This is a genomic window from Reyranella sp., assembly GCF_017305915.1.
In the GTDB taxonomy this organism is placed as follows: Bacteria; Pseudomonadota; Alphaproteobacteria; order Reyranellales; family Reyranellaceae; genus Reyranella.
On record NZ_JAFKJN010000021.1, the window covers coordinates 100,563 to 120,925 of the forward strand.

Consider the following 20,363-nt stretch of genomic DNA (forward strand, 5'->3'; position numbering starts at 1 on the left):
GTAGAGTCTGGCGATGCAGCTTCAGTCGAAGATCTATGAGGCCGACTCGGTCTCCGCCGTCCAGGAGCTCTATCACTTCAACGGCTGGACCGACGGCCTGCCGATCGTGCCGCCGACCGAGGACGCCGTCCGCGCCTGCCTCGACTGGGTGATGATGCCGCCGGACCAGCTGATCGGCATCGAGCCGGTGCGCGGGCTCGCGGTCACCGCCGAGAAGCTCGCGATCAACGCCGTGATGGCGGGCTGCCTGCCGATGCATTTCCCGGTCGTGGTCACCGCCTGGACGGCGATGATGCAGGAGCCGTTCCTGATGCACGGCGCCACCGCCAGCACCGGCGGCTGCGCCGTCCTGGTCGTGCTGAACGGGCCGATCCGGCAGGAGATCGGCGCGTCAGGCACCTTCAATGCGCTGGGCAACAGCGATCGCGCGACGGCGGCGATCGGCCGCGCCATCCGCTTGTGCCTGATCAACCTGATGGACGTGCGGCCGGGCGTGATCGACCGCTCGACCCTGGGGCATCCCGGCAAGTTCAGCTACTGCCTCGCCGAGGACGAGGAGGACTCGTCCTGGAAGTCGCTCAGCGAGCAGCGCGGCATCGAGCGCGCGGCGTCGGCGGTCACCGTGATGGCGGCGGGCGCGCCGCGGCAGATCATGAACGAATGGACGACCAGGCCAGAGGAGATCCTCGAGACCTTCGCCGCCGAGATGCGCGCCAACCTGCGGCACTATTCGATCCATCCCGGCAACTACGCGATCGTCATCCCCAAGCAGCTTCGCGAGCATCTGCAGGCGGCGCAGTGGAGCAAATCGGACATCGCCGAGTTCATCCACCAGCGCGCCCGCATCCATCGCCGCGAATGGGCCGATGTCGGCAAGGGCGCGGTGGTGCGCGATCGCGGCGACAGCGTCTATCCGGCGATGGAATCGCCCGACCAGTTGCTGGTGATCGCGGCCGGCGGGCCGGCCGGCGGCTTCGGCGCGGTCATCCCGCCGTGGCTCGGCAACAAAAGCCACGCCGTGACCGTTCCGATCGGCGCCTGCATCGATTGCGAACCGGCCAAGAAGTAGCCTAAGGAGATCGCATGACCTTCCGAGTCCTCGATCCGACCGCCGGCGAGCCGCCCGCCACGGGCCAGCGTGCGCCGCGCCTCGACACGCTCAAGGGCAAGACCGTTGGCTTCATCTCCAACGGCAAGGAAGGCACCAAGGGCTTCTTCGGCCATCTCGAGAAGATGCTGCGCGAGGAGTACGGCGTCGCCAAGGTCGTGAGCCGCACCAAGTCCAACTACAGCGCGCCGGCCGACGCCCATATCGTCGCCGAGATCAGGCAGTGGGACGCCGTCGTCTCCGGCATAGGAGATTGAGGCAGCTGCTCATCGTGCAGTCTGCACGACGCCGTCACCGCCGAGAAAGAAGGGGTCCCCGCCTTCGGGGTCATGACGGAGCGCTTCGTCAGCGCCGCCGAGACGATGGGCCGGGTGCTGGGCATGCCCGGCTATGCCTTCTCGACCATCGAGCATCCGGTCAGCAGCGCCACTGACGATGAGCTGAAGGCCCGCGCCCGGGCCGCCATCGAGCAGGGCTGCAAGCTGCTGGTTCGGAGCTGACGAGCAGAGGGTCGTGCCGATCCCGACCATCGCCGGCGTCGTCGCGGTCGTGGTCGGTCTCGGTCTGGTCTTCGTTGGGTCGCGAGAGCGCCTAGTCATGCTTCCTCCCCCTGCGGGGGAGGACTTCAGAGCGGCCAGGTGAAGCGAATCGTGTTGCGGGCCATACCTTCGAGCACGATCTGCACGCCGCCCGACTTCATCATCCATTCCAGCCGGTGATCGCGGTACTCGCGGCGGATCTGGCCGGAAGCGACGCGCTCGGCCGCGCCGCTCATGCTGCCGGCGGCGGCCTCGAACTCCTTGAAGGTCTGGGCGACCGAGGGGCGCTGGCGGATGCGGTCGCGCCAGCGCGCCAGCGGCGAGCCGTCGGGCGTGCCGAGGCCGTAATGGAACGAGCGATTGACGTAGGGCGCGACACTGAGATCGGCCCAGCCGAAGCTGTCGCCGTTGAACCAGTCGCGGCCGCCGAGCCTGTCGGTCAGCCAGGCCTGCAACTCGGCGGTCTGGCGCGCCGCCACGGCCTTCAGCTCCTCGGCCTTGGCGCCCTCGGCTCTTTTGAACCAGCGGATCTCGCTCAGGCCCCAGTTGATCGCCTCGTAGAGCGTGTCGCACACGTCCTCGATCATGCGCGCCTCGGCCCGCGCCGCCGGATCGCGCGGCAGCAAGGGCGGCGAGGGATGCTTGTCCTCGAGATATTCGAGGATGATGGTCGAATCGAAGATGCGCGCCTCGCCGTCGATCAGCGCCGGCACCTCGTTGCGCGGGCTGGCCACGGCGAACGGACCGGCGGCCTTGCCCGAACCGAGCGCGTTCGGCGTCTCGAGGTCGAACTTCAGGCCCTTCTCGCGCAGCGCGATCTTGACCTTCTGGGCGTAGGACGAGAGCGGGTGTTCGTAGAGCAGCATCACGGCAACTCCAGCTTCACCTCGACGGCCGCGCTGGCGATCACCGCCGGGTCGTTGTTCTCGGGATCGGCGACGTCGAGGCCGCCCTTCACGACCTTCACCGTGACGATGCCGTGCGGCAGCGAGGCACGGACCTTCTCGGCATCGACCTTGTCGGGCTGCTGCACGCCGATCGTGACGTTCACGAACATGCTGGTCTTCGGGTTCACCTTCAGCGCCCGCAGCATGGTGAGCGAGGAGTGGTGCAGGGCATCCTGCACCGCGCGCAGGGCGGCCTTGGTGTAGTCGCCGCCATGCAGGTCGTTGCCGGTGCCGAGCTCGAGGATGACGCGCTTTTGGGCCATGGGGCGTCTCCTACAGGTCGAGCCGCACGATGGCGGCGGCCTGGGCGATGACGGTCTTGTCGGTGCCGGCCTCGTTGGCGATCTCGAGGCCGCCCTGGAAGACCTTCACCGTGCCGGTGCCGTGCGGCAGGATCTTCAGCACCTCGGCGGTGTCGACCTTGTCGGGCTGCGGCACGCCGATCAGCACCTCGACCTGCATGTCGTCGCTCGACTTGCCGACGGCGCCGGCGACGGTGAGCGAGTTGTGCCACAGCGCATCGCGCAGCGCCCGCACGGCGGCCTTGGTGTAGTCGCCGCCGCGGATGTCGGTGCCCATCCCGATCTCGAGGGCCACGCGTTTCAGCGCCATGTTTTCCTCCGTTAGCTCTTGGCCAGGCCGGCCTTCACCAGCAGCGGCTTCACCTCGCCATAGTACTTCTCCGCGAAGGCGCGGTACTCGGCCGGATCCTTGTGCCACGGCCCCTGGATGAACTTGGCGAGATACTCGTTCACCTTGGGCTCGGCCATCGCCTGCCTGAACGCCCGGTAGATCGCGTCGACCGTCTCCGGCGCCATGTTCTTCGGGCCGACCAGGCCGTACGGGCTCTGGCCGACCACGTTGACGCCGCGCTCGATCATGGTCGGGATGTCCTTGTAGCGCTCGATGCGCTGCTCGGTGGCGAAGGCCAGGATGCGGCACTTGCCGTCGTCGACGAACGGCGCCCATTGCGCGGCGTCGGCGATGAACTGGATCTCGCCGCCCATCAGCGCCTGCATCCACTCCGCGCCGCCCTTGTAGGGGACGTGGGTGAACTTGGCGCCGGTGACCTGCTCGACCTCGATCATCATGAGCTGGCCGGTGCCGCCGACGCCCGAGGTGCCGAAGTTGGCCTTGTCGGGGTTGGCCTTGCCGGCGGCGATCATGTCCTCGAAGGTCTTCCATGGCGAATCGCTGCGCACCACGATGCCCATGGTGTAGCCCGACAGGCCGCAGATATAGGTGAAGTCCTTCAGCGGATCCCAGTTGGTCTGCTGGTAGTGCGGATAGCGCAGGCTGTTGATGCTCATCACCGCGAGCTGATGGCCGTCCGGCTTGGCGTTCATCAGCATCGCCGGCGCCAGCGTGCCGGCGGCGCCCGGCTTGATGTCGACGATCACCTGCTGGCCGAAAGTCTTGCCGACCGATTCGCCGAGCAGCCGGACATGCACGTCGGTGACGCCGCCCGCGGCGAACGGATTGTAGATCGTGACCGGCTTCTCGGGCTTCCACTTGGCCTGGCCGCGCACGACTGCAGGTGCCGCAAGCACGGAGGCACCCAACAAGGCGCCAAACTGACGGCGACGAACGAAGACTTTGGACACGACACTTTCCTTCCCGCCGACAAGCTCCTCGCGAGGCCCGCCTTGATCAGCAACGGCTTCACCTCGACGAAGTATCTTTCGGCGTACGCTCGATACTCCCCCGGACTCTTGTACCACGGGGCCTGAATGTAGGAATCGAGAAGCGCGTCGACCCGCGGATCGGCCATCGCCGCCTTGAAGGCCTGATGCACGGACTCGACGATGTTCGGCGGAAGGTCCTTCGGTCCGACCAGGCCGTAGGGGCTCTGGCCGACGACGTCGATGCCGCGCTCCTTGAGCGTCGGCACGTCCTTGTACTTCGCAATGCGTTGCTCGGTGGCCATGGCCAGGATGCGGAACTTGGCCGCATCGACCATCGGCGCCCATTGCGCGCCGTCGCAGATGAAATGGACCTCGCCGCCCAGCAGCGCCTGGGTCCATTCCGCCGTGCCCTTGTAGGGGACGTGGGTGAATTTCGCGCCGGTGGTCTGCTCGACCTCGATCATGGTGAGCTGGCCGGTGCCGCCGATGCCCGAGGTGGCGTAGTTGTACTTGTCGGGCTCTTTCTTCGCCGCGGCGACCAGCTCCTCCAGCGTCTGCCACGGCGCGTCGGCGCGCACGACGATGCCGATCGTGTAGCCCGACAGCCCGATGATGTAGGTGAAGTCGCGGATCGGGTTCCAGTTGGTCGGCTGGTAGTGCGGATAGCGCAGGCTGTTGATGCTCATGCAGGCGAGCTGGTGCCCGTCCGGCCTGGCGTTGAGCAGCATCGCCGGCGCCAGCGTGCCGGCCGCGCCCGGCTTGGCTTCGACGATGATCGGCTGGCCGAGCTTCGGGCCGGCGGTCTCGCCCATCAGGCGGATATGAATGTCGGTGCCGCCGCCGGCCGCGAACGGATTGTAGATCGTGATCGGCTTGTCGGCCTTCCAGTTCGCCTGGCCGCGCGCCAGCGCCGGCGCAACCAGCGCCGACGCCGCGATCGCCGCGAAGCGGCGGCGGTTGACGCTACTTCCGGCGCCGCGCGTCGAGGCTCCACGGGCCGGGGCCCGCGGTGGCGATATAGAGGAAGACGAAGCAGTAGAGGGCGATGAGCTCGCCCTTGTTGAGGATGGGGAAGAAGCCCTGAGGTGCATGCACCAAGAAGTAACCTACGGCGCACATGCCCGAAACGATGAAAGCGACCGGCCGGGTGAACAGGCCGACCACCAGCAGGATGCCGCAGACCAGTTCGATGATGCCAGCATAACCGGGCATCGAGTTCACGTTGAAGGTAGGCGGATAGGCGCCGGCCGGGAATTTCAGCCATTTGCCGGTGCCGTGCTGCAGCAGCAGCAGGCCCGACATGATTCGCAGCACGCTGAGCAACCGCGGCGCCCAGGATTGAGCAAGAGCTTCCATTACAACTCCGTCAGTGTTTGGCGGAACGTTCCGATCCGCGATGCGAACAGTCTATCAGGTCACCCTTGTGCGAAGCGGTCACCAATGTGTTAGCAGTATCTCGCACACGCGCTGAGGCTTGCTATCATCGGTGCGTGAAAGTCGGCGCGAAGACCGATGCTGTTTGCGTGAGCGTGTGTGGGAGGCGTGATTGGCGACGGTCGAGATCCGCAACGTGCGGAAGGCGTTTGGTCCGGTAGAAGTCCTTCACGGAGTCAGCGTCGACATCGCCGATGGCGAGTTCGTGGTCCTGGTCGGCCCCTCAGGCTGCGGCAAATCCACGTTGCTGCGCATGCTGGCGGGGCTGGAGAACATCACCGCAGGCGAGATCGCGATCGGCGGCAAGGTGGTCAACGCCGTGCCGCCCAAGGATCGCGACATCGCGATGGTGTTCCAGAACTACGCGCTCTATCCACACATGACCGTGTTCGACAACATGGCCTTCTCGCTGACCTTGGCGAAGGCGCCGCGGTCGGTGATGGAGCAGGAAGTCGGCCGCGCCGCGAAGATTCTCGGCCTCGAGCAGCTCCTGCACCGCTTCCCGCGCCAGCTCTCCGGCGGCCAGCGTCAGCGCGTCGCCATGGGCCGCGCCATCGTGCGCAACCCGCAGGTCTTCCTGTTCGACGAGCCGCTCTCCAACCTCGACGCCAAGCTGCGCGTGCAGATGAGGGCCGAGATCAAGGAGCTGCACCAGCGGCTCAAGGTCACGACCGTCTACGTCACCCACGACCAGATCGAGGCCATGACCATGGCCGACAAGATCGTGGTGATGAACAACGGCCATATCGAGCAGGCCGGTCGGCCGCTCGACCTCTACGACAAGCCGGCCAACCTGTTCGTCGCGGGCTTCATCGGCTCGCCGGCGATGAACATGGTCAAGGGCATCGTCACCGGCGGCAGGCTGCGCATGGACGACGGCACCGAATGGCCGCTGCCGGTCAACGGTTCGAAGCCCAAGGAAGGCCCGGCGATCTACGGCGTGCGGCCCGAGCATCTGCAGCTCGACAGCGGCGGCATCCCGGCGACCGTGCAGGTGGTCGAGCCGACCGGCTCGGAGACCCAGGTGCTGATGCGAATCGGCGGCCAGCCGGTGATCGGCGCCTTCCGCGAGCGCGTCTCGGCCAAGCCGGGCGAGATCCTGCCGGTGCGTCCCGACACGGCGCTGGTGCATCTGTTCGACCAGCAGTCCGGGATGAGGTTGTAGTGATTACCCTCCCCATTCTGATGGGGAGGTGTCCGCGTCTTACGCGGACGGAGGGGTCATGACTCTCGCCAATACTGAGGCCCATGACCCCTCCGTCGCGGACTACCGCGCCACCTCCCCCGCAGACGGGGGAGGAGAGTAAGAGGAGGAAACTTAAAATGGTGTTCATCATTCGGCGCCGCGAGGCGATGGCATTCGGCGCAATGGCGGCGGCTCTGGCGCTGGCGCGGCAGGCGACGGGCCAGAGCATTCCGGTGGCCAATGTCGCCGCTCCCAAGCTGACGCCGGAGAACGGCGCCTCGCTGCGCGTCCTGCGTCCCGCCCGTTTCGTCGAGCCCGACGAGGTGATCTTCCGCGCCAACACCGAGAAGTTCACCAAGGCGACCGGCATCTCGGTCAAGGTCGACTTCGTCGGCTGGGAAGACCTGCGCCAGCAGGCGGCGGTGTCGGCCAACACCGGCGCCGGCCCCGACGTCATCCTGGGCTGGGCCGAGGATCCGCACGTCTATTCCGACAAGGTGTCCGAGCTCTCCGACGTCGCCGAGTATCTCGGCAAGAAGTACGGCGGCTGGCAGTTCCTCGCCGAGAAGTACGGCAAGAAGGCCGGCGGCAACAACTGGATCGGCCTGCCGTTCGGCGGCTCGACCGGCCCGATCGTCTACCGCAAATCGGCGGTCAAGGAAGCGGGCTTCGATGCGATCCCGAACGACCACGCGGGCTTCCTCAAGCTCTGCCAGGCGCTCAAGAAGAACAACAAGCCGGCGGGCTTCGCGCTCGGCAACGCGGTCGGCGACGCCAACGGCTTCGCCAACTGGCTGATCTGGAGCCACGGCGGCTTCCTGGTCGACGACGCCGGCAAGGTCGCGATCAACAGCAAGGAAACCCTCAACGCGCTGAACTACCTGAAGGAGCTCTATCCGAGCTTCGTGTCGGGCACGCTCTCGTGGAACGACGTCAGCAACAACCGCGCCTATGCGGCGAACGAGCTGTTCCTGACCGCCAACGGCGTGTCGATGTACTTCGCGCTCAAGAACGACCCGGCGACCAAGGCGATCGCCGACGACACAGACCATGCGCCGCTGATGCAGGGCATCATCGGCAAGCAGCCGCAGTCGGCGCTGGTGCTGAACGCCATGCTGTTCAAGCACTCCAAGTACCAGAACGCGGCCAAGGCGTACCTCACCTTCATGATGGAGGCCGAGCAGTACGATCCGTGGCTGACCGGCTGCCTCGGCTACTGGGCGCATCCGCTCAAGGCCTACGGCGAGAGCAAGGTGTGGACGTCGGATCCGAAGATCGCGGTCTACAAGGACGGCATGAACAACCAGTTCTGGACCGGCTACAAGGGCCCGATCACCCAGGCCGCCGGCACCGTCGCCGCCGAGTACATCCTGGTGCAGATGTGCTCCTCGGTCGCCTCGGGCCAGGTCAAGCCGGAGGACGCGGTCAAGGAAGCGGAGCGCCGTACCCGCCGCTACTACCGCTAATCCGGCGAACCGATGACCGTCGCCACCATGACCGATTGGACGCGCGCGCGGCCGCAGCCCGGCTGGCTCGCGCGTCTTTTCGACTACAAGCCGTTCCTGGTCGTGGCCTGCCTGTTTCCGGCAATCGGGCTCTTGACCGTGTTCCTGACCTATCCGCTGGGCCTCGGCCTCTGGCTGTCGTTCACCGACACCAAGATCGGCCGCACCGGCCAGTGGGTCGGCTGGGACAACTTCGAATACCTGATGGAGGACCCGCAATTCTGGAGCGCGGTCTTCTACAGCGTGTTCTACACGGCGGTGGCGACCTTCGGAAAATTCGCGCTCGGGCTGTGGCTCGCCCTGCTCCTGAACAACCACGTGCCGTTCAAGAGCCTGCTGCGGGCCATCATCCTGCTGCCGTGGATCGTGCCGACGGTGCTGTCGGCGCTGGCCTTCTGGTGGCTCTACGATCCGCAGTTCTCGATCTTCTCCTATCTCGCGGTCGACGTGCTCGGCATCCGGGAGAAGCCGTTCGATTTCCTCAGCACCACTTGGCCTGCCCGGTGGTCGCTGATTGCGGCCAATATCTGGCGCGGCATCCCCTTCGTGGCGATCTCGCTGCTCGCCGGCCTGCAGACCATCTCGCCGTCGCTCTACGAGGCGGCGCTGCTCGACGGCTCGACCGCCTGGCAGCGCTTCCGCTACATCACCTTCCCGCTGCTCCTGCCGATCCTCGCGATCGTCATGACCTTCTCGATCATCTTCACCTTCACCGACTTCCAGCTTGTCTATGCCATCACCCGCGGCGGCCCGATCAACAGCACGCACTTGATGGCGACGCTCGCCTTCCAGCGCGGCATCGCCGGCGGCGAGCTGGGCGAGGGTGCGGCGATCGCGGTGTCGATGATCCCGTTCCTGGTGGTCGCCACTCTGTTCAGCTACTTCGCGCTGGCGCGCCGCAAGTGGCAGCAGGGAGAGGCCAATGACTGACGTCGTGAAGGTCGAGGCCGAGACCCCCTCGGGCAAGGCGACCGTCGTCCCCGAGCAGATGGCGTGGGACAACAAGGCGCGGCGGATGGTGACGATCTACCTGCCGCTCGCCTGCTTCGTCATCGTGCTGCTGTTCCCGTTCTATTGGATGACGATCACGGCCTTCAAGCCGAACGCCGAGCTCTACGACTACAAGAAGTACAATCCCTTCTGGATCGGCAGCCCGACGCTGGGCCACATCAAGCACCTGCTGTTCGAGACGGCCTATCCGAGCTGGCTGCTGACCACGATGGGCGTGGCGGTCGGCTCGACCGTGCTGTCGCTGTTCTCCAGCGTGCTGGCGGCCTATGCGATCCAGCGCCTGCGCTTCAAGGGCAGCCAGTATGTCGGCCTGGGCATCTACCTCGCCTACCTGGTGCCGCCCTCGATCCTGTTCATTCCGCTCGCCACCACGGTCTTTCAGCTCGGCCTGTTCGATTCGCCGCTGGCGCTGATCCTGACCTTCCCGACCTTCCTGGTGCCGTTCTCGACCTGGCTGCTGATCGGCTACTTCAAATCGATCCCGTACGAGCTGGAAGAGTGCGCGTTGATCGACGGCGCGACGCGGCTGCAGATCCTGCGCCGCATCACTCTGCCGCTCGCGGTGCCGGGCCTGATCTCGGCCGGCATCTTCTCCTTCACCCTGAGCTGGAACGAGTTCATCTACTCGCTGGCCTTCATCCAGAGCAGCGAGAAGAAGACCGTGCCGGTGGCCATCCTGACCGAGCTGGTGTCGGGCGACGTCTACCAGTGGGGCGCACTGATGGCGGGCTCGCTGCTGGGCTCGCTGCCGGTCGCGATCTTCTATTCCTTCTTCGTCGACTACTACGTCTCGTCGCTGACCGGCGCCGTGAAGGAGTAGGGCCGAGCCGCCGGGCTTGGCGGCCCGCCGGGATGCGGTATCGGCGGCTGGATCTCCGGCCAAGGCACTTCGTTGGGCGGCATCTCCGGCGGGATCGGCTGGATCTTGCCCGGCGTCGGCGGCGTCGGCGGAATGTCGGCAGGCGTCTCGGGCTTGTCGGGCATGGAACGGCTCCAAAGAGGAATGCCCGCCACACCGGGCGGGCATTCCAACGTCTGAAGGGCGTCAGTGGTTCATATCGCCCTGATTGGGGTTCGGGTTCGGCTGCTGTGCCTCGCCCTTCTTGTTCCCTGGCTTGCGATTCTGGCGCTGCTGCTGCTCGCGCTGGGGCTGTTCGCGCTGCTGCTCGCTCGGGGGCTGTTGCGACGGGTTCTGGTTCGGATTGTTCCGGTCGTTCATGGTTTCCTCTCCTCGTGCGCAAGACGGCGGCCCCAATGGCCGCCGCTGGAGAGAAAACGATTGGGCAGGGACGAGAGTTGCGATCTCTAACGTGCTGAATAATAACGGATTTTACTTGCTCGCCGGGCCCGCCTTGGCCGCTCCGTCGCGTGTCCCGGGATAGCTCGCGCTGAGGCCGAAAATATCGACCAGGGCGTTGGGCTCCATGACCTTGTCGAGGTCCGACAGGCCCGCAGTCTTGGCGGGCTTCAGCCCGAGCACCAGGGCGCCTTTGGGGCCCTGCCAGTCATTGACGAACGAGGCCACGGCATCGAGCGCCTTCAAGGTTGCCGGCCCCTGGCCCTCGCAGAACGCCGCGATCGACACCAGGGCGAAGGCGACGAAGCCCTCCGCGGACTGGCCCTGCTCCTTGGCGATCGCCGGCAGCAGCTTGCCGATCAGGCCCTTGTCGTCGAGCGTCAGCGAGGCGGTGCGCAGCTTCCCGTCGTCCTTGGCGCCGGCCATCTCGCTCGACTTCGCGCTGACGCCGTCGATCACCAGCGTCAGCGCGATCTTGCCCTGGCCGCGCAGCGCGATCTCGAGCGCGTTGAGCGTGAACACCTTCTGGACGCCGTCGAGCCGGTAGTCGAGCACCACGTCCATCGGCACCCGCGGGATGCCGTAGGGCTCGAGCAGCGCGAACATGTCCTCGTCGCCGCTCATGCCCTCCAGCTTGATTTTGGCGAAGCGGGGCATGTCGTCGTCGTTGAGCTTCTTCATGCGCTCGAAGTCGAGCGCCTCGACCGTGACCTTGTCGATCTTGAGCGTGCTGTCCTTGTCGCCGGTGGTGGCGTTGGCCGGCATCACCGCAACCACCTCGTTCAGCACGAAGCCGGTGTCGCCCAGCGCCTCGGCGCCCTTGTAGGTGAAGCTCTTGAGCTCGATCTGCGGCTTGATCTCGCGCTCGAAGCGCTCGAGCCCGGTTTCCGCCATCGTCGCCGATGACAGGAAAAGCCACGCCAGGATCGTGGCCAGAAGAGATCGCATCATCGCAGCCCCCGCTTCGCGCGACGGCAACCTAGCACGTCAGGCGATGGCGCGCTTGGCGAGGCTTGTATCGACGCAATCGTCGAAGGCGATGTCCTTGGAAAGCGCCCCGAATGCGCGCATGGCGGCGTGCAGGCGGTCATAGCCCTCGCGGCGGATCACCGGGTCGCTCCCCCACAGGTTGAGGTTTCGGTAGCGGTCGATGGCGCCGGCGAAGATGTCCGTCGGCACATCGGGGAAATAGCGCTGCAGTTTTCCGGCGATCTCCGCCGCCGGCGTCGCCGCGAACCAGCCGAGCGTGCGGTACACGGCGCGGGTCATCTTGAGGAGATCGTCCTCGCGCTTTTCCAGCACGCTGCGGCGGGTGACCAGCGTGGTGTAGGCGGTGAGGCCGCGCGTTGCCGCTTCATACCAGACGTGGCCCGCGCCGGAGGCGACCAGCCGTTCGGCATAGGGCTGGAAGACATGGATGGCGTCGACCGTGCCGGCCCGCAGCGCGGCCTCGTTCTCCGCCATCGAGCGGTCGGCGATGCGGTCCAGCGTGTCGGGATCGATGCCGGCGCGGCGGATGTCGTCGGCCAGGCAGATCCACGGCGTCGGCACTTCTGACACCGTCGCGAGCTTCCGGCCCTTGAGATCGGCGAAGCGGAAGTCGGGCCGCGGCTCGCGACCGATGACGAAGAACGGATCGCGCGCCACGACATCGCAGAAGCAGACCAGGTCCGACCGGGGCTCGACGTCGCGGGTCATCATCACGCGCAAGGGCCCGCCCCACATGACGTCGATCTCGCCGGCGCGCAGCGCCCTCACCGTCATCGGCGGGCTGGGCGAGGCGACCAGCTCGACCTCGACGCCCGCTGCGGTGAAGGCGCCGGTCGCATGCGCGGCATAGAAGGGCGCGTAGAACAACGCGCGGAAATTCTCGGACAGGCGGATCATCGGCTCATCTTCCCTGAAATCGGCGCAGTTCAGCCGCAATGCATCACAAACCGCTTCGTAGCCCCAACACGACGATATCCGATGGAGGGCTGGTTGAAACAGATGGTGATTCTGCTGGCGGTTCCGCTGCTCGGGCTCACGGCCTGCGGTGAGAGCACCGGCGACCGCGCGCTGAGCGGCGCCGGCATTGGCGCGGGCGTCGGTCTACTGGGGGGCGCACTCGCGGGCTCGCCGCTGACCGGCGCGCTGCTGGGCGGTGCGCTGGGTGCCGGTGCCGGTGTGCTGACGTCGCCCGGACAGGTCGATTTCGGCCGTCCGGTTTGGCGCTAGCCAGCGCGAGAAAGGTTGCGGCAACGCCTCTCGGGCACGCTGCGTTACCCCGCAGATCACAGCTCAGGAGGCAAAGATGATCCGCACTACCTTGGTCATCCTGGCGCTGGTCGGCGCCGCCGGCGCGGCCCACGCTCAGACCTACCAGCGCTACGACATGGCGCGCGATCCCTATGGCCGGCCGTTCGTCGGCGGTCCGGCGCAGCCCGGCCCGGGCGACTACACACAGCAACCGCCGGGCCTGCAGCCGATGGACCAGCAGGCGACCGCGGTGTCCCCCTACCGCGGCGTGCGCCAGCACGACGAGGCGTTCCGCGACGAGTACGGCTTCCGCTACGATCGCCGCGGCAACCGTATCGACGCGGGCGGCCACGTGATCTCGCCGCACACCACGACGCCGTAATACCAATCGTCGTTCGCCTATCGGGAAGGCCCGCCAACCGGCGGGCCTTTCCTTTGGTCTGACGCGCTCCTACAGTCTGCGCGAACAGATGGGGGCGACATGACCAGGAAGATCGTAGGCCGCCGCGAGGCAATGATGATCGGCAGCGCGGCCGCGCTCGCGAGCCGTGGTGCGCTCGCCCAGGAGCCGCCGAAGCCTGCGAGCATCGTGGTCAACCATTCCGGCGGCGCGATGGGCAGCGCCATGCGCAAGGCCTTCTTCAACGGCTTCGAGAAGAAGTACGGCATCCGCGTGGTCGAGACGAGCCCCGCCGACTTCGGCAAGCTGCGCGCCATGGTCGAATCGGGCAACGTCGAATGGGACGTCACCGAGATCGGCGGCCAGGACGCGATCCGCGCCACCGAGATGAAGCTGGTCGAGAAGATCGACGACAAGATCGTCGATCGCTCGAAGTATCCCGAGAAGGCGCGCAGCCCGTACGTCTTCGCCTCGTCGGTCTACACCACGATCATCGGCTACCGCACCGACGTGTTCAAAGGCGGCACGCATCCCAAGAGCTGGGCCGACTGGTGGGACGTCAAGAAGTTCCCCGGCGCGCGCTCGATGCGCGACCATCCGACCGACAATCTCGAGTTCGCGCTGCTCGCCGACGGCGTGACCCCCGACAAGATCTACCCGATCGACTTCGACCGCGCCTTCAAGAAGCTCGACCAGATCAAGCCGCACGTGAACGTCTGGTGGGCGACCGGCCAGCAGCCGGCGCAGCTCCTGCTCGACAAGGAGGTCGTGCTGGCGACCGGCTGGAACGGCCGTTTCTACGACCTGATCAAGAAGGGCGGGCCGGTCGAGATCGAATGGAACCAGGGCGCGCTGAAGCAGGGCAGCTTCGTCATCCCGCGCGGCGCCAAGAACGCGTACTGGGGCCAGAAGATGCTGGCCGAGATGTCGGTGCCGCAGCAGCAGGCGATCTATGCCACCGAGCTCGGCTATCCCGGCCTCAATCTCGAGGCGCTGAACTACGTCGACGCCAAGGTGAAGCCCTACCTGCCGACGCAGTACATCGACAAGCAGTTCTGGATCGACGATTCCTGGTACGCCGCCAACGGCACCAAGGCGCTGGAGCTGTGGAACGCCTGGAAGCTGAAGAAAGCGTAACGGGTGGCGTCACGTTCGGCTGACCTCAGGGTCGAGGGCCTGGTCAAGCGGTTCGGCGAGGTCGTGGCGCTCGACGGTGTGTCCCTCGACATCGCCTCCGGCGAGCTGCTGACCATCCTGGGCCCCAGCGGCTCCGGCAAGACCACGCTACTCAAGGTCGTCGCGGGCTTCGAGACGCCGGATGCGGGCAGCGTCAGGGTCGATGGCACCGACATCACCACGCTGCCGCCGGCCCGGCGCGACATCGGCATGGTGTTCCAGAACTATGCGCTGTTTCCGCACCTGACGGTCGCGCGCAACGTCGCCTTCCCGCTGGAGATGCGCAACGTCGGCAAGGCCGAGATCGAGCGCCGCGTCGCCGAGGCGCTGGAGCTGGTCGAGCTCGAGGGCTACGGCCGGCGCCTGCCGCGCCAGCTCTCGGGCGGCCAGCAGCAGCGGGTCGCTCTCGCCCGCGCCATCGTCTTCAATCCACGGCTCCTGCTGCTCGACGAGCCGTTCGGCGCGCTCGACCGCAAGCTGCGCGAGACCATGCAGCTCGAGGTGCGCCGGCTGCAGCGGCGGCTCGGCCTCACGACCATCTTCATCACCCACGACCAGGAAGAGGCGCTGGTCCTGTCGGATCGCATCGCGGTGATGAACAAGGGCTCGATCGAGCAGGTCGCCTCGACCACCGAGATCTACGAGCGGCCGGCCAACGATTTCGTCGCCGACTTCGTGGGCGAGAGCAACATCTTCCACGGCACCGTCACCGAGGTGGGCTCGGTGACGCTCGATTCGGGCCGTCGCCTGCTGATCGCCCATCCGGCGTCGGTCGGCAGCCGGGTGGGCGTGCTGATGCGGCCCGAGCGCTTCGGCCGCGGCGCCAACAGCTTCAACGGCGAGGTCAAGGAGGCGGTCTATCTCGGCTCCTCGATCAAGCTCAGGCTCGCCTGCGACGCCGGGATGGAGCTGATCGTGCGCCAGCCGTCCGGCGCGCTGCCTGCGATTGGCAGCCGGATCTCCGTCGGCATCGAGCCCGAGTCGATCCATGTCTTCTAGGACGGCGGGTGGCCTTCCCCCTCCCTTACCCTCCCCCGTCAGACGGGGGAGGGCTGGGTGGGGGCGAGCCGCACTCCCCGCGCTGCCGGCGCTGGTGCTGCTGTTCGCCTTCTTCCTGTTCCCGGTCGTGCGCATGCTGGGCTTCAGCATCGAGGACGGATCGCTCGACTGGTACGCCAAGGCACTGGGCGAGGAGCTCTATCTTCGCGTCTTCTGGAACACCTTCGAGATCGCCCTGCTCGTCACCGTGATCTGCCTGTTGGTCGGCTATCCGCTGGGCTTCCTGATCGCCACCACGACGCCGGGCTGGGCGACCTTGGGCTTCATCTTCGTGCTGCTGCCGCTCTGGACCTCGGTTCTGGTCCGCACCTACGCCTGGATGGTGCTGCTCGGCCGCAACGGCGTGTTCAATCGCTGGCTGATCGAAGCAGGCGTGATCGCCGATCCCATACCGATGCTGAACAACTTCACCGGCGTGCTGATCGGCATGGTGCATGTCCTGCTGCCCTACATGGTGCTGCCGGTCTACGGCGCCGTGCGGCGGCTCGATCCGGCGCTGGTCGCGGCCGCCGAGGGGCTGGGCGCGTCGAGCTGGTCGATCTTCTGGCGCATCTACTTGCCGCTGACCCTGCCGGGCATCTTTGCCGGCGCGACCATCGTGTTCGTGCTGTCGCTCGGCTTCTTCATCACGCCGGCGCTGCTGGGCGGCGGCAAGGTGATGATGCTGGCGGTGCTGATCGAGCAGCAGATCCACCAGACCCTGAACTGGCCGTTCGCGGCGGCGCTGTCGGCCGTGCTGCTGGCGCTGACCCTCGGGGTCTACAGCCTGGCCCAGGCCTTCACCCGGCAGGAGGCGCGCCCATGAAGCCGAACGGGAACCGCCGCCTGCTCGTCGCGCTCTGCACGCTGATCTACGTCTTCCTGATGCTGCCGCTGGTCGTGGTGTTCCCGATCTCGCTGAGCTCCGCGCCCTACATGCAGTTCCCGCCGCCCGGCCTCAGCACCCAGTGGTACGAGCGCTATCTCGACGATCCGCAATGGATCGACGCCACCGTGCGCTCGCTCTATGTCGGCGGCGCCACGGCGGTGCTGGCGCTGCTGCTCGGCGTGCCGCTCGCCTTCAGCCTGGCGCGCGGCCGCTACGCCGGCCGGATCGCGGTCGATCGGCTGGCGCTGGCGCCCCTGATCGTGCCGGTCATCATCCTGTCGGTCGGCCTGTACGGCCTGTTCGCCAAGCTGAAGCTGATCGGCGAATGGTACGGGCTGGTGGTGGCCCACACCGTGCTGGCCCTGCCGTTCGTGGTGCTGGTCATGATGGCGGGCCTGCGCGACTTCGATCGCGCGCTGGAGCAGGCGGCGGAAGGGCTGGGCGCCAGCCGCCTGCAAACCCTGTTCCGCGTCACCCTGCCGTTGCTGCGGCCGAGCCTGGTCTCGGCCGGCCTGCTCGCCTTCATCTCGTCGTTCGACGAGCTGGTGGTCGCGCTGTTCCTCGCCGGCCCGAACATGACCTTGCCCAAGAAGATGTTCGACAACATCCTGATGGAGATCGATCCGACCATCGCCGCCGTGTCGGTGATGCAGATCGTCCTGGTCTCGATCGTGCTCGTCCTGATCGGTCGTTTCGGGCGTGGGCTGCAAGGCAGCGCGCGCTAGAAGGAGTAGCCATGGCTGACACCGTGTTCCACAAGGACTTCAAGGCGATGCCGTGGTGGTGGGAATGGTGGCATCCCAACAACGACCTGTCGCAAGACCCGCCGCTCAAGACCGACGTGCTGGTGGTCGGCGCGGGCTATGGCGGCCTGTCGACCGCGCTGGAGCTCGGCCGCTCCGGCGTCGACGTGACGGTGCTGGAGCGCGGCGATTTCGGCGTCGGCGCCTCGACTCGCAACGGCGGCGGGGTGAGCGGCGGCACCACCATGGGCAAGGGCTTCTCCGGCAAGGGCGTCGGCGGCGATGCCGAGGCCTGGAAGCAGATCATGCAGCGCATGCTGGCCGACGCCGCCGATTCGCTCAGCCAGGTCGAGACGGTGATCCGCCGCGAGGGCATCGAATGCCACTGGCGCATGAACGGCCGCTTCAGCGGCGCCTACACGCCGCGCCACTTCCAGGAGCAGGCGGCCAAGGTCGGCACCTACAATGCGAGCGCCGGGCTCGGAACGTACATGATCCCGCGTGAAAAACAGCGCGAGGAGATCGCGTCGGACTATTACTACGGCGGCATGGTGGTGGAGCGCACGGGCCAGCTTAACCCGGCGCTCTATTACGGCGGCCTGCTCGCGGCCACGCATCGCGCCGGCGCCAAGCTGTGCGCGCAGTGCAATGCCGAGCAGATCGAGCGCAAGTCCGGCGGTTTTCGCGTGCTCACCAGCAAGGGCCCGATCGAGGCGAAAGAGGTCGTGATCGCGACCAACGGCTACACCACCGAGCTGACGCCGACGCTCCGGCGCAAGCTGGTGCCGGTGGCCAGCCACATCATCGCGACCGAGGAACTGCCCGAGGACCTGGTCCGCAGCCTGATCCCCAAGAATCGCGTGGTCAGCGATACCAAGCGGGTGCTCTGCTATTACCGCCAGTCGCCCGACTTCAAGCGCGTGATCTTCGGCGGCCGGGCGCGCTTCACCCAGGTGACGCCCGAGGTCAGCGCGCCGGTGCTGCACGGCTACATGCTGGAACGCTGGCCGCAGCTCAAGGGCGTGAAAGTCACCCACGCCTGGACCGGCAACGTCGCCTTCGCCTTCGACTTCCTGCCGCACATGGGCATGGAGCAGGGCATGCACTACCTGATGGCCTGCAACGGCTCGGGCGTGGCGATGATGAGCTATCTCGGCTACCAGACCGCGCGCAAGATCGTCGGCGGCACGAACGCGCCGGTGAACGCCTTCGACGGCCAGCCCTTCCCGACCGTGCCGTTCTACAGCGGCAATCCCGAATGGGTGCTGCCGTTCGTCGGCGCCTGGTACCGCACCCGCGACTGGTGGGACCGGGTAAGGGCGTAGAATTCACCCGGACCGCGGTCCGGATGATTTTCAGTCGGCTTCGGCGGCCCGCAAGGGCACCGGGGTGTCGAGCAGCGAGACCAGCACGCGTTCGAGCGATTCCGGCTCGATCGGCTTCTGCAGCAGCGGCACGTTGGCGTAGCGCCGGTCGATGCTGTCGCGCTGGTAGCCGGTCAGAAACACGAACGGCACGCCGTGCGCGGTCAGGAAGTCGGCCAGCGGCTCGGCCAGCTCGCCCGCCAGGTTGAAGTCGAGCAGCGCGCCGTCGAAGCGCTCGACCTTGGCGGCGGCCAGGCCGTCGGCCAGCCGGGCGTAGGGGCCGATCACGATCGCGCCCAGGCTTTCGAGCAGCTTCTTGGCCATCATGCCGACCAGGAACTCGTCCTCGACCATCAGCAGGCGCTTGCCCGACAGGCCGCGCGGCAGCGACTGGGCCCCGGCCTTCGACGGCGTCGTCGGATTCTGCGGCATCGGGTCGGGCGTGACGATCTGCGCCCGCGGGATCATCAGGCGGCAGCGCAGGCCCTCGGGGCGCCAGTCGTAGTCGACGCCGCCGCGGAACTGCGCCTCGATCGACGACCGCACAATCGACAGGCCGAAGCCCAGCGACGAGGGCGGCTTGGCCGGCGGCCCGCCGGTCTCCTCCCATTCGAGCTCGAGCGCATCGGAGCCGATCGACCAGGTGACCTTGAGCTTGCCGGTGTCGGTCGACAGCGCGCCGTACTTCGCGGCGTTGGTTGCGAGCTCGTGCAGGGCGAGCGCCACGGCCTGGGCGGTGGCCGGCAGCAGCATCGCCGGCGAGCCCTCGGCCGCGACGCGCTCGCGATCGTCGGCGCGATAGGGCGCCATCTCCTCGTCGACGATCTGGCGCAGGTTGGCGCCCTGCCAGCGCGTCGCCGACAGGAGGTTGTGCGTGGCAGCCAGCGCGTGGATGCGGCCCTCAACCGTCGAGATGAAGTCGGCCGTGGTCTGGGCCTTGGTCAGCCTGAGGACCGACAGCACCACGGCCAGCATGTTCTTGGCGCGATGGTCGACCTCGCGGGCGAGCAGCAGCTGGCGCTCCTCGGCGCGCTTGCGGTCGGTGACGTCGACGGTGACGCCGGTCATGCGCAGCGGCTTGCCGTCGGGCTCGCGGCTGATGATGCCGGCGCCGTAGCACCAGCGCACCTCGCCGCTCGGCCGGACGATACGGAACTCGACCTGGAAGCGCGACCCGCCCTCGGCGACCAGCCCCGCCACCGAGCTTCGCTCGCGGTCCTCGGGATGCATCATCGCCTCGATGTGCTCGACGGTCGGCTGGAAGGCCGCCGGATCGACGCCGAAGATGCGGTAAGGGCCGTCGTCCCATTCGATGTGGCCGGTGGCGAGGTCGACCTCCCACGAGCCCATGTCGCCCGCCGACAGCGCGATCGAGCGCCGTTCCTCGCTCTGGCGCAGCTTCTCGGTCTGCGCCTCGAGCTCGGCGGTGCGCGCGGCGACGCGCTGCTCGAGCTCGGCATTCAGCGTCTCGAGCTGGCGGGTCTTGCGGTAGAGCTCGGTGAACACCCGGACCTTGGCGCGCAGCACCTCGGGCACCACCGGCACGGTGACGTAGTCGACCGCGCCGATCTCGTAGCCGCGCAGATGGTCGGTCTCGGCGATCTGCACGCCCGAGACGAAGATCATGGCGAGCTTCTGGAAGCGTGGATGCTCGCGGATCATCGCCGCGAGCTGGAAGCCGTCGATCTGCGGCATCACCACGTCGATCAGCACGACGGCGATGTCGGTCTTGAGCAGGATGCCGAGCGCCTCGTGCGGCGAGTTGGCCTTGATCAGGTTCTCGCCAAGCTCCTCGAGGATGACCTCGTAGCTCAGGAGCTTGGCTGGCTGGTCGTCCACCAGGAGGATGTTGACCTTGTCCAT

Annotated in this window: 24 protein-coding genes; 13 read left to right on the top strand and 11 right to left on the bottom strand. The window is 67.0% G+C overall.

All coding sequences use genetic code 11. From position 1 onward, the window contains the following. Positions 1-13 precede the first annotated feature (13 nt). Both J0J01_RS21265 and J0J01_RS21270 read left to right on the top strand, forming a co-directional pair. Complete coding sequence (locus J0J01_RS21265; protein ID WP_296384313.1) at positions 14-1,069, top strand: hypothetical protein; 1,056 nt, start codon at positions 14-16, stop codon at positions 1,067-1,069. A gap of 14 nt (positions 1,070-1,083) precedes the next feature. Next, positions 1,084-1,608, top strand: coding sequence for a UGSC family (seleno)protein (locus J0J01_RS21270; RefSeq protein WP_296384315.1), 525 nt, complete (start codon positions 1,084-1,086; stop codon positions 1,606-1,608). A 125-nt stretch (positions 1,609-1,733) separates the two neighbouring features. Here the strand turns inward: J0J01_RS21270 and J0J01_RS21275 are convergent, their stop codons facing one another. The 6 genes from J0J01_RS21275 to J0J01_RS21300 all read right to left on the bottom strand — a co-directional run bounded on the left by J0J01_RS21275 (position 1,734) and on the right by J0J01_RS21300 (position 5,575). Continuing rightward, entirely contained in the window at positions 1,734-2,513 is a 780-nt protein-coding gene (locus tag J0J01_RS21275; RefSeq protein ID WP_296384318.1) for a glutathione S-transferase family protein, read from the bottom strand. Continuing rightward, complete coding sequence (locus J0J01_RS21280) at positions 2,513-2,857, bottom strand: Lin0512 family protein (RefSeq protein WP_296384320.1); 345 nt, start codon at positions 2,855-2,857, stop codon at positions 2,513-2,515. The genes J0J01_RS21275 and J0J01_RS21280 overlap by 1 nt, the downstream gene beginning before the upstream one ends. 10 nt (positions 2,858-2,867) lie before the next feature. Next, positions 2,868-3,206, bottom strand: a complete 339-nt coding sequence (locus tag J0J01_RS21285; protein WP_296384322.1) for a Lin0512 family protein — start codon at positions 3,204-3,206, stop codon at positions 2,868-2,870. Positions 3,207-3,217: 11 nt separating this feature from the next. Beyond that, the gene (locus J0J01_RS21290) at positions 3,218-4,045 is read right to left on the bottom strand and encodes a tripartite tricarboxylate transporter substrate binding protein (RefSeq protein ID WP_296384413.1); all 828 of its coding nucleotides are present in this window, start codon (positions 4,043-4,045) and stop codon (positions 3,218-3,220) included. Continuing rightward, positions 3,991-5,031 carry a tripartite tricarboxylate transporter substrate binding protein gene (locus J0J01_RS21295; protein WP_296384325.1) on the bottom strand — a complete coding sequence of 347 codons (1,041 nt, stop codon included), beginning with the start codon at positions 5,029-5,031 and terminating at the stop codon, positions 3,991-3,993. Before J0J01_RS21295 ends, J0J01_RS21290 begins: the two co-directional genes overlap by 55 nt. 151 nt (positions 5,032-5,182) lie before the next feature. Further along, the gene (locus J0J01_RS21300; protein ID WP_296384327.1) at positions 5,183-5,575 is read right to left on the bottom strand and encodes a DoxX family protein; all 393 of its coding nucleotides are present in this window, start codon (positions 5,573-5,575) and stop codon (positions 5,183-5,185) included. Positions 5,576-5,765: 190 nt separating this feature from the next. On the opposite strand from J0J01_RS21300, the gene ugpC reads away from it, so the two are divergent. The 4 genes from ugpC to J0J01_RS21320 all read left to right on the top strand — a co-directional run bounded on the left by ugpC (position 5,766) and on the right by J0J01_RS21320 (position 10,175). Beyond that, positions 5,766-6,818: a sn-glycerol-3-phosphate ABC transporter ATP-binding protein UgpC gene (gene ugpC / locus J0J01_RS21305; RefSeq protein WP_296384329.1), complete on the top strand. Its 1,053-nt coding sequence runs from the start codon at positions 5,766-5,768 to the stop codon at positions 6,816-6,818. 158 nt (positions 6,819-6,976) lie between these two features. Next, positions 6,977-8,305: an extracellular solute-binding protein gene (locus J0J01_RS21310; RefSeq protein WP_296384331.1), complete on the top strand. Its 1,329-nt coding sequence runs from the start codon at positions 6,977-6,979 to the stop codon at positions 8,303-8,305. Positions 8,306-8,317: 12 nt separating this feature from the next. Next, complete coding sequence (locus tag J0J01_RS21315; RefSeq protein WP_296384333.1) at positions 8,318-9,274, top strand: sugar ABC transporter permease; 957 nt, start codon at positions 8,318-8,320, stop codon at positions 9,272-9,274. Then, the gene (locus J0J01_RS21320; RefSeq protein ID WP_296384335.1) at positions 9,267-10,175 is read left to right on the top strand and encodes a carbohydrate ABC transporter permease; all 909 of its coding nucleotides are present in this window, start codon (positions 9,267-9,269) and stop codon (positions 10,173-10,175) included. Before J0J01_RS21315 ends, J0J01_RS21320 begins: the two co-directional genes overlap by 8 nt. Here the strand turns inward: J0J01_RS21320 and J0J01_RS21325 are convergent. The 4 genes from J0J01_RS21325 to J0J01_RS21340 all read right to left on the bottom strand — a co-directional run bounded on the left by J0J01_RS21325 (position 10,139) and on the right by J0J01_RS21340 (position 12,539). Next, complete coding sequence (locus tag J0J01_RS21325; protein ID WP_296384337.1) at positions 10,139-10,339, bottom strand: hypothetical protein; 201 nt, start codon at positions 10,337-10,339, stop codon at positions 10,139-10,141. The two genes, J0J01_RS21320 and J0J01_RS21325, sit on opposite strands and share 37 nt — an antisense overlap. Positions 10,340-10,400: 61 nt before the next feature. Further along, the gene (locus J0J01_RS21330) at positions 10,401-10,574 is read right to left on the bottom strand and encodes a hypothetical protein (protein ID WP_296384339.1); all 174 of its coding nucleotides are present in this window, start codon (positions 10,572-10,574) and stop codon (positions 10,401-10,403) included. 111 nt (positions 10,575-10,685) lie between these two features. After that, positions 10,686-11,603: a hypothetical protein gene (locus J0J01_RS21335; RefSeq protein ID WP_296384341.1), complete on the bottom strand. Its 918-nt coding sequence runs from the start codon at positions 11,601-11,603 to the stop codon at positions 10,686-10,688. Positions 11,604-11,639: 36 nt separating this feature from the next. Beyond that, positions 11,640-12,539: an ABC transporter substrate-binding protein gene (locus J0J01_RS21340; protein ID WP_296384343.1), complete on the bottom strand. Its 900-nt coding sequence runs from the start codon at positions 12,537-12,539 to the stop codon at positions 11,640-11,642. A 93-nt stretch (positions 12,540-12,632) separates the two neighbouring features. Here J0J01_RS21340 and J0J01_RS21345 point away from each other — a divergent pair, with 93 nt between their 5' ends. The 7 genes from J0J01_RS21345 to J0J01_RS21375 all read left to right on the top strand — a co-directional run bounded on the left by J0J01_RS21345 (position 12,633) and on the right by J0J01_RS21375 (position 18,461). Further along, positions 12,633-12,869 carry a hypothetical protein gene (locus J0J01_RS21345; RefSeq protein WP_296384345.1) on the top strand — a complete coding sequence of 79 codons (237 nt, stop codon included), beginning with the start codon at positions 12,633-12,635 and terminating at the stop codon, positions 12,867-12,869. A 76-nt stretch (positions 12,870-12,945) separates the two neighbouring features. Then, a complete protein-coding gene (locus J0J01_RS21350) occupies positions 12,946-13,272 on the top strand; it encodes a hypothetical protein (protein WP_296384346.1) in 327 nt (108 codons plus the stop codon). Positions 13,273-13,371: 99 nt separating this feature from the next. Beyond that, entirely contained in the window at positions 13,372-14,427 is a 1,056-nt protein-coding gene (locus tag J0J01_RS21355) for an ABC transporter substrate-binding protein (protein WP_296384348.1), read from the top strand. 3 nt (positions 14,428-14,430) lie between these two features. Continuing rightward, a complete protein-coding gene (locus J0J01_RS21360; RefSeq protein WP_296384350.1) occupies positions 14,431-15,465 on the top strand; it encodes an ABC transporter ATP-binding protein in 1,035 nt (344 codons plus the stop codon). Between the two features lie 94 nt (positions 15,466-15,559). Continuing rightward, positions 15,560-16,330, top strand: a complete 771-nt coding sequence (locus J0J01_RS21365; protein WP_296384352.1) for an ABC transporter permease — start codon at positions 15,560-15,562, stop codon at positions 16,328-16,330. Continuing rightward, a complete protein-coding gene (locus tag J0J01_RS21370) occupies positions 16,327-17,118 on the top strand; it encodes an ABC transporter permease (protein WP_296384355.1) in 792 nt (263 codons plus the stop codon). The genes J0J01_RS21365 and J0J01_RS21370 overlap by 4 nt, the downstream gene beginning before the upstream one ends. Before the next feature lie 11 nt (positions 17,119-17,129). Then, complete coding sequence (locus J0J01_RS21375; RefSeq protein ID WP_296384357.1) at positions 17,130-18,461, top strand: FAD-binding oxidoreductase; 1,332 nt, start codon at positions 17,130-17,132, stop codon at positions 18,459-18,461. Between the two features lie 30 nt (positions 18,462-18,491). Here J0J01_RS21375 and J0J01_RS21380 read toward each other — a convergent pair whose 3' ends face one another. Beyond that, positions 18,492-20,363 carry an HWE histidine kinase domain-containing protein gene (locus tag J0J01_RS21380; protein ID WP_296384358.1) on the bottom strand — a complete coding sequence of 624 codons (1,872 nt, stop codon included), beginning with the start codon at positions 20,361-20,363 and terminating at the stop codon, positions 18,492-18,494.

Coding starts and splice junctions, on each gene's coding strand:
- J0J01_RS21335 (WP_296384341.1), bottom strand. CDS start 11,603: ATGATGCGATCTCTTCTGGCCACGATCCTGGCGTGGCTTTTCCTGTCA.
- J0J01_RS21300 (WP_296384327.1), bottom strand. CDS start 5,575: ATGGAAGCTCTTGCTCAATCCTGGGCGCCGCGGTTGCTCAGCGTGCTG.
- J0J01_RS21295 (WP_296384325.1), bottom strand. CDS start 5,031: ATGGGCGAGACCGCCGGCCCGAAGCTCGGCCAGCCGATCATCGTCGAA.
- J0J01_RS21325 (WP_296384337.1), bottom strand. CDS start 10,339: ATGCCCGACAAGCCCGAGACGCCTGCCGACATTCCGCCGACGCCGCCG.
- J0J01_RS21310 (WP_296384331.1), top strand. CDS start 6,977: ATGGTGTTCATCATTCGGCGCCGCGAGGCGATGGCATTCGGCGCAATG.
- J0J01_RS21340 (WP_296384343.1), bottom strand. CDS start 12,539: ATGATCCGCCTGTCCGAGAATTTCCGCGCGTTGTTCTACGCGCCCTTC.
- J0J01_RS21330 (WP_296384339.1), bottom strand. CDS start 10,574: ATGAACGACCGGAACAATCCGAACCAGAACCCGTCGCAACAGCCCCCG.
- J0J01_RS21355 (WP_296384348.1), top strand. CDS start 13,372: ATGACCAGGAAGATCGTAGGCCGCCGCGAGGCAATGATGATCGGCAGC.
- J0J01_RS21285 (WP_296384322.1), bottom strand. CDS start 3,206: ATGGCGCTGAAACGCGTGGCCCTCGAGATCGGGATGGGCACCGACATC.
- J0J01_RS21320 (WP_296384335.1), top strand. CDS start 9,267: ATGACTGACGTCGTGAAGGTCGAGGCCGAGACCCCCTCGGGCAAGGCG.
- J0J01_RS21350 (WP_296384346.1), top strand. CDS start 12,946: ATGATCCGCACTACCTTGGTCATCCTGGCGCTGGTCGGCGCCGCCGGC.
- J0J01_RS21275 (WP_296384318.1), bottom strand. CDS start 2,513: ATGCTGCTCTACGAACACCCGCTCTCGTCCTACGCCCAGAAGGTCAAG.
- J0J01_RS21370 (WP_296384355.1), top strand. CDS start 16,327: ATGAAGCCGAACGGGAACCGCCGCCTGCTCGTCGCGCTCTGCACGCTG.
- J0J01_RS21280 (WP_296384320.1), bottom strand. CDS start 2,857: ATGGCCCAAAAGCGCGTCATCCTCGAGCTCGGCACCGGCAACGACCTG.
- J0J01_RS21315 (WP_296384333.1), top strand. CDS start 8,318: ATGACCGTCGCCACCATGACCGATTGGACGCGCGCGCGGCCGCAGCCC.
- J0J01_RS21380 (WP_296384358.1), bottom strand. CDS start 20,363: ATGGACAAGGTCAACATCCTCCTGGTGGACGACCAGCCAGCCAAGCTC.
- J0J01_RS21265 (WP_296384313.1), top strand. CDS start 14: ATGCAGCTTCAGTCGAAGATCTATGAGGCCGACTCGGTCTCCGCCGTC.
- J0J01_RS21375 (WP_296384357.1), top strand. CDS start 17,130: ATGGCTGACACCGTGTTCCACAAGGACTTCAAGGCGATGCCGTGGTGG.